This window comes from Allobosea sp. P4_E12 (assembly GCF_056401655.1).
In genome coordinates this window covers 1-15112 of sequence record NZ_JBFUIY010000004.1, presented here as the reverse complement: position 1 = coordinate 15112, position 15112 = coordinate 1, and the positions used below count along the sequence as shown (strand labels likewise).

Below are 15112 nucleotides of genomic sequence, written 5' to 3'. Positions count from 1 at the left end.
GTCGCGCCGCGCGCCGGCTGCGCCGTCCACCAGCCCGCCGGAATGGTCCGACGCCGGCCGGGGCGGAGCCCGGCCGGCGGAGGCGGCTACCCCTTCTTGACATTCCAGAACGGGATCAGCTCCGGCATGCCGATCAGCCCGGTGAGATTGCGCAGGGCCGCGGGCTGGAACCATTGCCCGTAATACATGTGCGGCACGAAAGCCCACGCGTTCTGCTGCATGTCGCGCGCGATCTGCCGGCGTTCGGCATCATTCGAGGCGGCCGCCCATTTGTCGCGGAAGGCTTCGTGCTTCTCGTCGGTCGGCCAGCCGAACCAGCCCTTCTCGCCATTGGCGGCATGGCCGCTGAGCGCCACGGGATTGCCGAAGGCATTGACCGAACCCGAGGTGAAGAAGACGTTCCAGCCGCCCTGGTCCGGGGGGCTCTTGACGGCACGCCGCGTGATGACCGCGCCCCAGTCCGAGGCCTGCAGCGACACGTTGAAGCCAGCCTGGCGCATCCACTGCGCGATCAGGTTCGCGGCATTGTTCATATAGGCGATGTTGGTAGCGTGCAGCACGACGACGGGGCGGCCGTCATAGCCGGATTCCTTGACGAGCTGCTTGGCCTTCTCGATGTTCTGGCCGCCCTTGAACCAGTCGATATTGGCGTCATTCTCCATCGGCGTGCCCATGCCGAACAGCGAAGAGCAGCCCTTGAAGTATTTCTCGTCGCCGAAGGTCGCCTTCATCACCTCGGTCGGGTGAATCAGGTAGAGCATCGCCTGGCGGGCCTTGACGTTGTTGAACGGCGGGTGGAGCCAGTTGACGCGAGCCCAGCCGAGCTGGCCCTGTTTGTTCAGGACCTCGAGCTTGATCTCTTTCTCGCCCTCCAGCGAGGACAGCAGATCGACATTCGGGTACTCGATCATGTCGATCTCGCCGGCGCGGATGGCAGCGATCGCCGTCGCCTCGTCCGCGATGTTCTCGTAGACGACGCGGTCGACATTCACGACCTTGCCGCCGGAGGTGAAGACGGCCGGCTCCGAACGCGGCACATAGTTCGGGTTCTTGTCGTAGACGTAGCGCTGGCCCTGGACGACGGCGTCTTGGTTCATGACGAACGGGCCTGAGCCGATGATCGTCTGGATCTGCTGCATCGGGTCGGTCTGCGCTTCCTTCTCGCGCATGATGTAGCAGGCATTGGTCGCCGCCTTGGCGAGCCAATCGACAGCCAGGCTGTAGGGTTCCTTCATCACGATCTGGAAGGTCTTGTCGTCCTTGATCGGCGTATCGGCGAGGCGAGCCATCATGTGCTGGCCGCCGCCGTCGCGCGCGCCCCAGCGCCGGATCGAGGCGACGCAGTCGCGCGCCGTCACCGGCGTGCCGTCGGTGAAGCGCAAGCCGTCACGGAGTTCGAAATTATAGGTCTTGCGATCGTCCGAAAGGCTCCATTTCGAGACCATCTGCGGCTTGGCGTCGAATTTGTCGTCGACCCCAAACAGCGTGTCGTAGACCATGGCAGCATGGTAGGAGGTCATGTTCGCGGTCGTCCAGACCGGGTCGAAGACGCGAAGATCGCCATGCAGCACGGCGCGGACGGTGCGTGAGACGGGTGGGGTGGTCTGGGCCCTCAGGCGGGCAGGCGCGGCGGTCAGTGCTCCAGCGGCGAGACTGCCCTGGACGAATCTGCGGCGTGTGGTCGTCATGTCTCTCTCCCTCCAAGAGATGCTGAATGACCGCGAGCATTCGCTTCGTCTGGCCACCCTCGGTGATCAAATCACGGTCAAGTCTCCATCCACGTGGCCAGGCTCAGACGACGATGCGGCCGGGCGGCAGCGGGTCGTGGGGCCAGAGCGGCCGGGCGATCTTGCGATAGGGGTATTTGCGCACGTCGAGATGCGAGGGGCCGCCGCCGTCGGTGTAGATCACCGCACTGGCGATCGGCCCATAGGCGGCATGGAAATGGTTGGTCGACTTGACGCTGACGATGCGCTTCTGCGTCGGGTCGATGCCGACGCTGGTAAAAATCTCGAGCCCCAGCGCCTGCGTGCGATGCGATAAGAGCGCGACGTCGATGCCGTCGATGCGGATGCCGACGGCATTGCCGATCGGGACCTTGGCTGTGCCGAAGCTCTGGGTGCCGTTGCGGATGGCTCCGAGCACGGTGACGTCGCCGTCGACCGGCTTGCCCGAGGTCGAGGCGGCCTTGCCGCCGAAGCGCAGCGGGATGGTGGCGCCGACACCGGCGGTCAGGCAGAATTCGACGGCGACAGGGTCCCAGACCGGACCGATCGCCGCATCGCGAATACCCCGTTCGCGCAGGCGGTGGATGATGTTGGTATTGTCGGACGCCGCCCCCCCTCCGGCATTGTCGGTCGAATCTGCAATCACGCTCGGGCCGTTAGCAGAACTGCCGAGAGCCCGGTCGAGCGCTTCGTCGAGCGGGACCACCGGCGGAGCGAATTGCCCTTTCAGGGAGCGGAACTCCTCGCCGAGCCGCGCGGCGAGCGCATCTCCGGCGGCCTTGGCATTGTCGGTGACGACCAGGACCCGCGTGCCGATCTCCGGCACGTCGCCTTGCTGGAAACCGTGAGCGAGCGAGACCGAAAGCACGGCGTCCTTGCCCTCGAGTGCGCTCATCCGGTCGACGAAGGAGCGCCCGGGCTCGCGGGTGGTCGGCACCAGCTCGATCATCCGGCAGTCATAGAGCGACATCACCGGCTTGATCGTGCCACGGATCGTCGCAAGGATGATGTCGACCAATTCCTCGGCCCGCTCGACGAAGTCGATATGCGGGTATTCCTTGTAGAGGATGATGGCGTCCGCCAGCCGCACGCGCTTTTCGGTCAGGTGGCAATGCGGATCGAGCTCGACACCGATCGGCACCTTCGGGCCGACGATGGCGCGGACATGTTCCAGAATGTCGCCCTCGCAATCGTCATAGCCATGCGCGACCATGGCCCCGTGCAGCCCGAGCAGGACGCCGTCGACCGGCATTGCGGCGTTGAGTTGGCCGAGGATCTCGTCCCGCATCTCCTCGTAATCGGCCTGGGCACAGGTTCCCGAGGGCTCGGCCCAGAAGCAGGAACCTTCGATCAGCGTGAAACCGTCTCGCTCTGCCCGCTGGCGCGCCACGTAAAGTGGCGCGGTGCAATGCGTCGCCCGGTCGGGATGCTGACCTGCGGGAAAATAGGCCGATGCCTCGAAATTCGCGCGGGATGTCGGGATAGGCGAAAACGTATTCGTCTCGGTAGCAAGCGACGCGGCGAACAGACGCATAATCAGAGCCTTCCCGTTTCGTGCGGAGGCAAGCTCCGACGTCAGCGATGCGCCTGTCAAGCTGCGTCGCAGCAAGAAATCCTGCTTTGTGATGCTCGCAATCCCGGAGCTGAGGTCAATGGCCATTGACGACGGCAATGGGGGCATTCGTCATTCTACATCCTATCCGCGCAAATCCACTTTTCCCGGTCATCAGGGGTGTAGGAGAATCCCGCCGGCCGCGTGAAGCTTGGGCCCCCGGATACCGCCCATCATGTCGCTGCGGGCCGCTGTGGCCGTCGGCCCGCCTGCGCTTTGGACGACTTCGGGCCACACCGCGTTGGAACCGCCGGCCGTCGGCGGCGTTAGCCAGCAAGACGGGTCGCGAGGATTTGCCCCATGAACAGTACTCGAATTGGCGGGCTGCTCAGCATTGGCCTGAGCACCTTTGTTCTTGTGACACCCGCTCACTCTGCCGGGTTCTTCGATGAACTGGCCCGAGCCGTGTTCGGGAGACAGCCTCCGCAGGTTTACCCGACTGGGCCTGAACCGCTCGATGTGACCGTTCGGCCGACGCGTCGTTCGCATCAGCGGAAAGCCGTCGTATCCAGGCCGACGCCTCCAGTCGTAAAACTCGATCCGGCCACCGATCACTATTGGTACCTGGACGACCCGACCCTGCGCCGCGGCGATATCGTCGTTACGCGTTCGGACGTTCTGGTCTTTGAGGGGCGCGCCAGTCAAAACCACAGTGCCAGCGATTTTACTGCCCTCGGGAAGTCTCGCCTTGTATCCAGGTCCACCCAGCAGAGGGTCGAGGCGGCGGCGGGCGGTCGCAAGTTCGAGCCAGACCCCGGCCCACGAACCATCGCCGAGCGCGACCCTGCGAATTGATCCGCGGCGCATGGATCATTGCACGGCAGGCGGCCGCTCGCAGGGCGGCGTAACCCGTTGCTGCTTCGCGAGCTCGCTCTCACGATGCGCCCCGCATCGCGTTCGAGCGAGAAGTGCTGCTGATCCCCGCGGAGAGCGATATAATCAGCCCGATCGAGAGGAACCCGCCTGACCATATCTGCTGCTGACCGTTGAAATCCCCTGGAGGAGGACCCGGATCATGGCCGCCAAGGAGTTGAAGTTCTCGTCCGATGCCCGCGAGAGGATGCTGCGCGGTGTCGAAATCCTGGCCAACRCCGTCAAGGTCACGCTTGGTCCCAAGGGGCGCAACGTCGTGATCGAGAAGTCATTCGGTGCGCCCCGCATCACCAAGGATGGCGTCGCCGTCGCCAGGGAGATCGAACTTGCCGACAAGTTCGAGAACATGGGCGCAAGGATGGTGCGCGAGGTCGCTTCAAAACAGCATGACGCCGCCGGCGACGGCACCACGACGGCAACTGTATTGGCCCACGCCATCGTCCGTGAGGGAGCCAAGGCCGTCGCCGCTGGCATGAACCCGATGGATCTGAAGCGCGGCATCGACATGGCGGTCGAGGCTGCGGTGGCAGATTTCAAGAAGAGGGCCAAGACGGTCACGGCCAATAGCGAGATCGCTCAGATCGGCACCATCTCGGCCAATGGCGACACCAAGATCGGGGCGATGATCGCCGCGGCCATGAAGAAGGTCGGCAACGAGGGTGTCATCACGGTCGAGGAGGCAAAATCGCTCGAGATCGAGCTCGATGTGGTCGAGGGCATGCGGTTCGATCGTGGCTATATTTCACCCTATTTCATCACAGATGCGGAGAAGATGCGGGCCGAGCTCGAAGACGCCTATATCCTGATCCACGAGAAGAAACTCTCCTCGCTCCAGGCCATGTTGCCGCTGCTCGAGGCGGTGGTGCAAACCGGCAGGCCGCTGCTGATCATCGCCGAGGACGTGGAAGGGGAGGCTCTCGCCACGCTCGTGGTCAACAAGCTGCGGGGTGGCCTCAAGGTCGCGGCCGTCAAGGCTCCGGGCTTCGGCGATCGCCGCAAGGCCATGCTGGAGGATATTGCGATCCTCACTGGCGGAACCGCCATTTCCGATGATCTCGGCATCAAGCTCGAGACCGTCACGCTCCAAATGCTCGGCAGCGCCAAGAAAGTCATGATCGAGAAGGAAAGCACCACAATCGTTGACGGTGCCGGCAGGAAGAAGGAGATCGGCGCTCGCGTGGCACAGATCAAGGCGCAGATCGAGGAGACCAACTCGGACTACGATCGTGAGAAGCTCCAGGAGCGTCTGGCCAAGCTCGCCGGTGGCGTTGCGGTCATCCGCGTCGGCGGCGCGACCGAGATCGAGGTCAAGGAGAAGAAGGATCGTGTCGACGATGCCATGCACGCGACCCGCGCGGCGGTCGAGGAAGGCATCCTGCCGGGGGGCGGCGTGGCGCTGCTGAGGGCGATGAAGGCCCTTGCCGCCGTCAAGCCCGCCAATGCCGACCAGAGAACCGGCGTCGAGATCGTGCGCCGCGCGCTGCAGGCTCCGGCCCGACAGATCGTCGAAAACGCCGGCGCCGACGGTGCGGTCATCGTCGGCAAGCTGATCGAGAAGGATGACTACAACCAGGGCTACAATGCCGCGACAGGGGAGTATCAGGATCTTGTGGCGAATGGGGTGATCGATCCGGCCAAGGTGGTGCGGACCGCCCTTCAGGATGCGGCGTCGATCGCCTCGCTGCTGATCATGACCGAGGCGATCATTGCCGAGCAGCCGAAGAAGGAAGCGCCGCAGGCGATGCCGGGCGGCATGGATTTCTGATGATTGATACGGGCGGACTCGATCGGGTGTCGCTTGCGAAGGAGATCCGGCTGGATCATTGGGGGTGTATCGCGCGCGCCAGCTCGGAGGTTTCTGGCGCTGTCTCTCACGCGCCACCACGGTGCGCCTGCTATTCGTGGGTCAGCTTCAGCGGGTGTACCGGCTTGTTTCGCCTCGCGCGCATTGCAACGGCGAGCCCTGGAATGAGATCGAGACGCCTATAGACACAAATGCCGGTCGCGACATTCCAGAGCACCATGGTCGCCGTGGTGGCCACTGCCGCGCCGATTGCGCCGTAGAGCGCGATTCCTATGGCGCAGGCTGCGACGTTCGCGGCGGCGCTCGCAACCATGATGACCGCGGCGGCGCGCTCATGACCGGTCATGGTCAGGAGGTTCTGATGCGGGCCGGCCGCCGCGGCAAAGACCTGACCGATCATCAGGATCTGAGCAACATGAACTGCGGCGACAAAATCCTTGCCAAACCATCGTAGCCCCGGCTCGAGCACCACCAGAAGCGGCACAGCCAGCATGACCGCCCCGACGAAGGACAACACGCTGGCGCGCGCGAACAGCGCCTGCAGGCCCAGCCGGTCCCCGCGCGCGTGAAGGTCCGCGATCGTGGGGGCAAATACGGTGCTCACGGCGACGCGCGGCAACAGGAGCAGCATCGCCACATTGAAACCGACCGCAAACGTACCAGCATCCCGGATGTTGCCGGTCCAGCCGAGCAGCATCACCCCCGTGCGGTTCATCAGGGTGTCGACGGCCGTCATGATCATGATGGGAAAGACGGCGGTCAACCAATAGCGCGGAGCGTAGGCCGAGCTCACGCCTCGCAGAGCAAGGGGCCAGAGCTGGCGCATGATCACGCAGACAACGCCCACCGTGACCGCCGAGCTGATCAACAGTGCAGCCATGACGAGCGCTGCGTCCAGCCGCCATGAAGCTGCGGTGGCGGCCAGGACGACAAGCACGAGCAAGAGGCCGTCACGGACGATGCGTTCCGGCAAAAGAGCCGAAACGATTCCGCCGAAAGCGCGTAGCAGCGTCGCACCGATCAGATACATCGTGACCAGCGGGACTGTGGCCATTCCGATCAGCAGGCTGATGCTGAGCTCCGAGTGCGGGCGAGCGGAGGAAACGGCCACGATTCCGGTGCCGATTCCGGCGAGAACGATGGCTGCCACGAGGGTCCAGCCCACGGCAAACTGAATCACACCACGCGCCAGAGACCACTCCCCCTTCGCACCATAGGCCGGCACGAACCGAAGCAGGGCAACATTGAAGCCGAGGGTCGCGCTGTAGGCCAGGAGGCTGACCCAGGCAAAGGCGTAGGAATATGTGCCATAGCTGGAAAGGCCGACCAGCCGGGCGATCTCGAACTGAGCAACGCTCGTAAGCCCTGCGCCGCCGACATAGACGACCAGAGCCCAAACGCTCCCGGATGAGAGCCGGTGAGCGAGGTCACTGCTGCCCTTCGAACCGGTTTCGCCGCTTGAGGGCGCGGCCGCGGGCTCAGATAGAGCGGTCGCTGTCGGCGCATTATCGCTGCGGGCCAGCCGGGTGGCGGTGGCGTAACCTGTCAACATCAGATCAATACCCAGCGTTGTGACTGTAATCGATCATGACCGACGCCAGCTCATGAAGCTGCGGATGTCTTTGAAATGGAAGCCGGCATCGTGCTCGGTATCGACCCAGGTCAGCACCGACGCCACTCGGGGAGCGCCATCGGCGTCGGGCCCCGGAGCGCCGCCGACCAGCCGTAGCGCACTCTGCGCCATTTCCCGGCCGGTCTGTGCCCAGCGCACCACGAGCAGTATCTGGTCGGCCCAGCCCGCCAGAAAACTCGCTTCCAGCCGATCGACCGCTGCGGGCCCATCGATCACGATGAAGTCGTAGGTCTCGCGGAACTGATCAAGCCAGTGCGGAACTTGCGGGTTTGCGAGGAAATGAAGCAGGTTGCCATCGAGTCGAGGCGGCGGAATGTAGTCGACCCCAAGCTCAGGAAGGTGCTCCACCGCATCGGCGATCGGTCGGCCGCGGCTCAGGACGTCGACGAGATCGACGCCGGGGGCGGCCGCGCGCGCCATCGTCATGATGTCCCGTTCAGGGAGCCCGCTTGGCTCGCCGAGGTCGATCAGGAGCACGCGCAGTCGAAGGCGCGCCGCCGAGAGGACAAGGCTCCGCGCGACCGTGGTCTTGCCTTCGCCCGGAAGGGCGGAGCTGACAAGGATGATCTTCGACGCGAAGCTGCCGGAGCCCCTTGGCAACACGGAGATCAGCAATGAGCGGATTGACCGCGCATAGACTGATTGAGGCTGCTGCCGCAGCAGATCCTCGATCCGCTTTGCGTGCCGGAGCGTGACCCGCGGGACCTGCCCGAGGCAAGGAACGGCCAGAGCTTCGGCGGCTTCATCCGTGCTGCGAAGAGTGTGATCAAGTCTGTCGATGCCGAGCGCAAGCAGCACGCCCATGATGCCGAAGACCATCACGCCAGGCGGAATGAGGAAGGCCGGGTGAATCGAACTTGGCCTTTCCGGCGGCCACGCCGACGCCATGACCCGGACGTCCGGCTGAATGAGCTGGACCTGTTCGTTTGCCTGCTGCTGACGGCTCAGAAGGGCATCATAGAGCTGGGCCACTGCGGCCGCCTGACGCTCGAGAGCCCGCAAACCGGACATGCTGGCCGCGGTTTCGGTCGCCGCCGCCTTCAGGGACTGCAGCCGCTCCTCGATTGATCTGGCCTGAGCCTGGAGAATGCGACCGTCGGTCTCTACCTGGCTGAACGCCTGATCGATCGCCTGCTCTGTCGCACGGTCCGCTTTCCGGCGCGGCTCCGGCTGAGGCTCCTGACCGACTGTCGCTGGTGCTGCTTCGTTATGGGCGAACTCGGCCAGGCTCGCTGATCCCAGTGCATCCGCAAGGGCGGAGGTGGGTGCGCCGCGCTGGCGCAAGTCGTTGAACCGGTTCAGCCGTTGTTGCGTCGCGGCGAAATCGGACTTGGCCAGGGCCAATTGCCGGGCCAGCTGTGCGATCTGCTGGCCGGTTACATCAGGGGTGCCATCGACCGCTGCGCCATGGAGCAAGCGGTAGGCCTGCAGCTCCTCTTCGGCACGCGCCACCTCCAGCCTCATTTCGGGAACGCGCTTGGCGAGCCAGACCACAAGCTGCTCCGCGTCGGTGCGCTTTCGTTGCGCAATATCCTCGATGTAGACATTCGCGACGGTGTTCGCGATCTCGGCTGCACGTCCCGGATCGGAATCCGTTGCAACAACTGACAAGACTCTCGAACGTCGCTCTTGGCCGATCTTTACGGAGCGCTTCAACTGCTGGGCCAGCGCGCTTTCGTTACTGTCAGGGGAGTGGCTGTCAGCGCTACGCCGAAACGGCTGCGTGAGAAACGACCAAGCGGCACCGAGCCCATCCTGGACACGGTGCAGCCAGGAGTCCGGTTGCTTCCCTGCCGCCACCACTTCCTCATGGGCAAGAAGGAGCGCGGAAGCGACCCGTCGCAGATGCGCATCGGACGAAAGCACGGCCAAGTGCGTGTCGATCGCCGCATCGTCGATGGCTTGGGAGGCCTGGGATGTGCCACTCGACCCTTCCGAGGCTCGATCGACCACGATTTGCGTCGTTGCCGTATAGGTGGGCGACATGATCAGGCCAACGATCGCGACCCCTCCGCCGCCGAGGAGCATCATTGCAAGGATCAAACCCCGCCGCCTCGACAGCGCGTGGACGATCCGCTGGAATGGCAGCGGCCCTGGCGCCGATCCAATGATCGGTCTGGTTATCCGCGTCGTCGGTTCGAGTGGCGGCAGATCCGAAGGTCGTGCCGTCGCGATGAACCGCTGGCCCTTGCCGGTCAACGCTTCCATCGTCAGCTCCCCTGCAATGCGAGGTCGAATTCACCGACCGGTGTGGTGGCCGGCGGACCTGCGCCCTCGTCGAGCCAGGCCTGGAGCATCAGCACAGCCCAAAGCGCAAGCGAATGGTCGCGGCGGCCGCTCAGATGCTCCGCCCAGCACGCCTGGACCGCCGCCACGTCGAGAAGATCGTGGCGCCGCAGCCGCGATTCGGTCAGCAGGTCGGCCGCCCAGGCCCGTAGCGGCCCCTTCAGCCAGGCACCGACAGGCACGTCGAAGCCCTGCTTGGGGCGTTCGAACAGGTGCCGGGGCAAGTAGCGCGCAAGAACCTGTCGCAAGATCCACTTGCCCTGGCCGTGGCGGACCTTGACCGCTGTCGGCAGGCGCCAGGCGAATTCGACAACGCGATGATCCAAAAGCGGACAGCGGGCTTCCAGGCTCGTCGCCATGCTTGCCCGGTCGAGCTTCACCAGAATGTCGCTCGTCAGATATCCAGTCATGTCCCGAAAGATCAGTTGCGACACCAGATCGTCGAGGACGGGAGCATCGGGCTCGGCAGCTTCGGCGTCGCGCGCCAGGGTTAGCTCCGAGACACGTGTCAGCCGCCGGTAGATTTCCTGGTCTCCGTTCGCGGCGAAGAGATCGGAAAGACGCCTCAGGCGGTCGCCGCGCAGCGAACGCCTCAGCCGGTCCGGCACCGGCAGCCGATTGACGAATTCCTCGCTGGCGCCATTCGCCAGGTGAACCAGGAAATCTGCAGCGGTGCGGCGGAGAATGGGGGGCAGGCCAAGCAGGGAAGCCAGCCGCACCGCAAGAAAATGCCTAGAGTAGCCGGCAAAGCATTCATCGCCACCATCGCCCGACAGAGCCACGGTCACATCAGTGCGAGCGAGGCGGGAGACGAGCAGGGTCGGGATTTGCGACCAGTCGGCGAATGGCTCGTCCCAGATGCGTGGCAATTCGGGGATGACCTCGCGAGCCTCCGCCGGCGTCAGATGCAGCTCCGTATGATCTGTCCCGAGGTGCCGGGCGATACGCCCGGCCTCGACCGACTCGTCATAGCCTCGTTCGCGAAATGCGATCGTGAACGTGCGCACCGGCCTGTCGGACTGGGCCTGCATCAGCGCGACGACGGTCGAGCTGTCGATTCCTCCGGAGAGGAATGCGCCGAGCGGAACGTCGGCGACCATCCGCTCGCGCACGGCGAGACGAAGCAGTTCGTCAAGCTCCGCGACCAGTGCGACATCGTCGGAAACGAACGGATTCTTCCGCCCCTCTTCGGCCACGGCAGCCAGGGACCACCACTGGTGGATCCTCGACTTGAGAGTTGCTGTGTCGGGAGCGTCGGCGATCTCGTCCACGCTCACCGACAGCATGGCTCCAGGGGGCAGCTTGAACACATCGTGCCAGATGCAGCACCGATCCGGCATCGTGCCGCGCGCCAGCATGGCGGCCACAGCCTCTCGATCGATCCGGGCTTGAAAGCCCGGAAAGGTGCGAATTGCCTTCAGCTCGGAGGCAAACACAAGGGCACGTCCGATGCGCGCGATGTAGAGTGGCTTCTTCCCCATCCGATCTCTGACCAAATGGAGAACACGCGCCCTTCGGTCCCAGAGGCCGAGTGCGAACATGCCGGTGAAGCGCTGGAGCGCCCTCTCCAGACCCCAGCTTTCGATCGCGCCGAGCATCACCTCGGTGTCGCTGCCACCACGGAAGCTATGCCCGAGATCTTCGAGTTCGCGGCGCAGGGTATGGAAATTGTAGACCTCGCCGTTGAAGGTCATGACCAGCCGTCCGCTGTGGGAAAGCATCGGCTGGTGGCCGCCCTCGGTCAGGTCGACGATTGCGAGGCGTCGATGACCCAGTGCGACGCCTGCCTCACGGTCACTCCAAAACCCGTCGCTGTCCGGCCCACGATGGCGAATGGAAGCCGTCATCGGCTTGATCGCACCCAGTAACCCGGGGTCCGCAGCGTCGGGGGGCAGAATGATACCCGCAATCCCGCACATCCTGTCATCTCCCGTAGTGAGCGGACACCGTCGGCCTTCGCGTGCAGCCCTCGGCCAAGCACAGGGCGAGGGCGAACCAGAAGATCGGGTGGCGAAGAATGAAGTGGCTGATGCTGAACACCGCCACAGAGCAGATCAGTGCCGAGAGGGCATCGAACCGGGCGTGCAGCGTGAGCAAGAGGGTACTGCCGACGAGCCACGCCAGAGTGGCGAGGCCAAGCACGCCTCCTTGGGTGTACAGGTCCAGGGGCGTGCTGTGCGCCTCGAACGGGCCGGGCAGGTTCTGCGGGTTAGGACCCGTGGGGCGTTCGGAATGCGGCCCCGGACCGAGGCCCAGGGAGGCCGACCCCAACCCTTTCAGCAGTGCTTGCTGCCAAAGCAGAAACCGCAGATTGGCTGTGGCTACGGTCCCGTCCCCGCCTTTGTCCTTGGCCAGGCTTTTGGCGAAATCCTCCGCCTCATCGGCAGCGGCGATGCCGTAGGGCAACAGCGCGATCGTGGTGGGCGGGGCCGCCAGGATGAAGAGGACGGCTGCGATGTAACGCATGCTGTATCCTGGCATGGCCAGCCAGGTCCGCAGCCGCAACCCGATCAGGAACGTGCTCGAGATGACCGTGGCGCCCAAGAAGGCGTCGCTCTTCGTCAATCGCCCGAAGACCACGGGCAGGACCGCCAAAGCAAAGCCGGAGACGCGGCCGAAGCCCGTCTCCGCGCTCATCGCCAGATGGAGCGCGAGCGGACCAAACACGGCGCAATAGAGCGCAGCCTGGTTGGGGTTCTCGGACCAGCCGCGAAAGCGGTCCCAGTACCATGGATCGAGCGAACCCTGAGGGAGCAGCCCCCAGCCGATGGCAATCTGCAGCGCGAGGCCGATATTGCCGAAGACGATGACGAACCAGGCGGTCTGCCGCAGGCGGTTGTCACTGTCTGGTTCGGCCATGGACAATATCGTCACACAGGCCATGAGCAGATAGGCGGTGGAGTCATGCACCATGGCGCCGACGTCGGTCAGCGGATCGAAGAGAAGTCCGATGCACGCGCCTATGCTCAAGGTGAGCGCGAACACGGCCCAGAATGCGCTCAGTCGGGTCAAGGCTGAACTGGCCGCCATCGGGTACCCGGCCAGAAATCGGGTCGCCGACAGGGCGATCCAGAGCGCAAGGCAGAGCTCGCCTAGGCCGATCGGCAGGCCGGGCAGGCGGAGCTGCGATGCGGAAGACAGCACGAGCCCCGCTCCGAGGAGCGCATTTCGGATCATTCCCCTTCTCCGACACCGCGGAGCGCGCCGGCGCCCTCCAGAATCGGCGATCGCGACCTGCCCGCAGCCTTGTCCGTACCACCCTGTTCCGACAGAACCTGCCGATAAAGCTCCGTGTAATGTCCGACGATCGTCGAGAGCCCGAATTCGCGTCGAACCAGCGCTACGGATCGACCACCCATTTCAAGCGCTCTGCGCCGGTCTTCGAGGAGCTCGAGGATGCTGCTGGCGAGAGCGCCCGGGTCGCGCGGTGGCACGAGGAGGCCGTTCCAGTGATGCGTGACCACATCGCTGCAGCCGGGCATGTCGGTCGTGACGATCGGCAAGCCCGCAAGGCCGGCCTCCAGCAGCACGCGCGGGATCCCCTCCCGATATTCCGTCGGCAGGACGAACAGATCTGCAAGGCCGAGCAGGGCCGGCACGTCTTTCCTCGCGCCCAGCGCCATCACATGGGGCGCCTGCCGGTCGATCTCGTCCTGAGCGACTGCGAAGGGCCCTTCACTTTCTCGTGGACCGACGAGCAGGAAGCGCACACCCGGGCGCACCTTCCTGACCAGCGAAGCAGCCTCCAGTAGCGTCGGAATTCCCTTCTGTTGCGTCAGCCTGCTGACCGTGATGACGATCTCGTCCGTCCCGAGGCCGAGCTGTTCCCTTAGCGCCGCAGTGACGGGGCCACGGGCGTGCGATCGATCGAAGGCGGCAATGTCGATGCCCGATCCGCGGATCAGATGAGCGCGGTCCCCCCGAACCAGCCTGTGACTCTCGAAATAGGCCTTGTCGTCGCGGTTCTGGAAAACCGTAGCCGCGGTCCAGCGGGAGGCGAGCCATTGCAAGGCGCAGTAGACCGACCGGAGGGCGAGCGCGCGGGCCGTCTCGGACGAGAATACCCAACCCATCCCATTGATGGTTCGCACCACGGCGACCTTGCCCCGGACCGCGAGGGGTGCCAGCAGATTGGGCTTCGTATCGAAGCTTTGGACAATGTCTGGGCCGATATCCGCGATCATCTTCGCGAGCTGGCGGATGGCAGCGAGATCGGCGCCGCGACTGTCGAACCGGTCGAATTGATAACGCCGATGAGCCAGGCCGGCTTGCAAGAAGGCGGCCCCGTCTGTGGTCGAGGCTGCCGTTATCCGAAAGCCGCGGTCCTGCAAGGCTGCGAGGAACGGGATGCGCAGCGAATGGTCCTCCCCTCCCACGCAAAGCACATGCGGAACCATTTTGACTCCTCCTGCCAGGAGCTGGGACTGCGGGGGGCCTGACCCCTGAGTGCAAGCGCTCGGCCTGATGACCTTTTCCGGCGCGTTCCTGCCCCACAGGACCGTATCCGGTAGGAAATCACGGTATGGAGCAGGCTCTGCACTGTCCTCATTCATTTGGATGACGGATCGGAACCGGACGTAAATGGCGTAGGGCGCCGGCATCGGTGCGTTTCCGCATGGTCGGGGGAAGAATCCGGCGATCGCCGGCCTCATCGCTTCAGAGGCGGCAGGGTGTTCGCCTTGAAGCCGACAGCTTCTGCCTCACGCTATGGTTTGCGTGGAAGAGGCCGGCTCGGCCCGGCTGACAGCGGATTCACGTGCTGGCAGGCGTAGGATGCCAGCATTGGGGCGGGGCCGCCGGAAGAGGCGTCGCGGTAGCGGCCGTGGCGCGAAAACCAGACAGCCGGCCAACTGTGCAGGGACCGGAGAGAACATGTAGTCTCCCGACGCATCTTCAGGTCGTCACGAATTTGTGCGTGCAGCCGCCGTGTTTGATCTCGAAACGGCCTCGGAGCGAGCCTGTCCGAATGGAGGGCGAGCCCCCGGGGCTCGAGTCTGTCGAGGGCGGCCACTTCCAGGGGCTCTATCTCCATGCGCGCATGGCGACGATTACTTCTACCCACGGGGGACCGTGAGCATTCCGTGTCACGCTGGCATCAGCCCGCCTGCTGCCCCGCCGCGGCCCGTTCGTCCAATTTGGGTAGCCCTTCCTTGCCGGGGACAGCGGCCGGTGTATGC

Annotated in this window: 9 protein-coding genes; 2 read left to right on the top strand and 7 right to left on the bottom strand. The window is 64.6% G+C overall.

What is annotated here, in order from left to right; genetic code table 11:
• Positions 1–86: 86 nt before the first annotated feature.
• The gene (locus AC1DW9_RS05660; protein WP_476775049.1) at positions 87–1688 is read right to left on the bottom strand and encodes an ABC transporter substrate-binding protein; all 1602 of its coding nucleotides are present in this window, start codon (positions 1686–1688) and stop codon (positions 87–89) included.
• A gap of 103 nt (positions 1689–1791) precedes the next feature.
• Positions 1792–3261, bottom strand: coding sequence for a M81 family metallopeptidase (locus AC1DW9_RS05655; RefSeq protein ID WP_441490640.1), 1470 nt, complete (start codon positions 3259–3261; stop codon positions 1792–1794).
• Between the two features lie 378 nt (positions 3262–3639).
• Here AC1DW9_RS05655 and AC1DW9_RS05650 point away from each other — a divergent pair, with 378 nt between their 5' ends.
• Together AC1DW9_RS05650 and groL are read left to right on the top strand one after the other, a co-directional pair.
• Complete coding sequence (locus tag AC1DW9_RS05650; RefSeq protein ID WP_476775048.1) at positions 3640–4134, top strand: hypothetical protein; 495 nt, start codon at positions 3640–3642, stop codon at positions 4132–4134.
• A 220-nt stretch (positions 4135–4354) separates the two neighbouring features.
• On the top strand, positions 4355–5977 hold the full coding sequence (gene groL, locus AC1DW9_RS05645) for a chaperonin GroEL (RefSeq protein WP_476855048.1): 1623 nt from the start codon (positions 4355–4357) through the stop codon (positions 5975–5977).
• Between the two features lie 130 nt (positions 5978–6107).
• Here groL and AC1DW9_RS05640 read toward each other — a convergent pair whose 3' ends face one another.
• Genes AC1DW9_RS05640 through AC1DW9_RS05620 form a run of 5 tightly spaced genes read right to left on the bottom strand, consistent with a single transcriptional unit; the run spans position 6108 to position 14332 of the window.
• Positions 6108–7568, bottom strand: coding sequence for a lipopolysaccharide biosynthesis protein (locus AC1DW9_RS05640; RefSeq protein WP_441504903.1), 1461 nt, complete (start codon positions 7566–7568; stop codon positions 6108–6110).
• A gap of 33 nt (positions 7569–7601) precedes the next feature.
• On the bottom strand, positions 7602–9857 hold the full coding sequence (locus tag AC1DW9_RS05635; RefSeq protein ID WP_476775046.1) for a GumC family protein: 2256 nt from the start codon (positions 9855–9857) through the stop codon (positions 7602–7604).
• 2 nt (positions 9858–9859) lie between these two features.
• Positions 9860–11854, bottom strand: a complete 1995-nt coding sequence (gene asnB, locus AC1DW9_RS05630; protein WP_476775045.1) for an asparagine synthase (glutamine-hydrolyzing) — start codon at positions 11852–11854, stop codon at positions 9860–9862.
• A gap of 4 nt (positions 11855–11858) precedes the next feature.
• Positions 11859–13112 carry an O-antigen ligase family protein gene (locus AC1DW9_RS05625; protein WP_441504900.1) on the bottom strand — a complete coding sequence of 418 codons (1254 nt, stop codon included), beginning with the start codon at positions 13110–13112 and terminating at the stop codon, positions 11859–11861.
• Positions 13109–14332 (bottom strand): glycosyltransferase family 4 protein, encoded by a 1224-nt coding sequence (locus tag AC1DW9_RS05620; RefSeq protein WP_441504899.1) that lies wholly within the window; start codon positions 14330–14332, stop codon positions 13109–13111. The genes AC1DW9_RS05625 and AC1DW9_RS05620 overlap by 4 nt, the downstream gene beginning before the upstream one ends.
• Between the last annotated feature and the right edge of the window lie 780 nt (positions 14333–15112).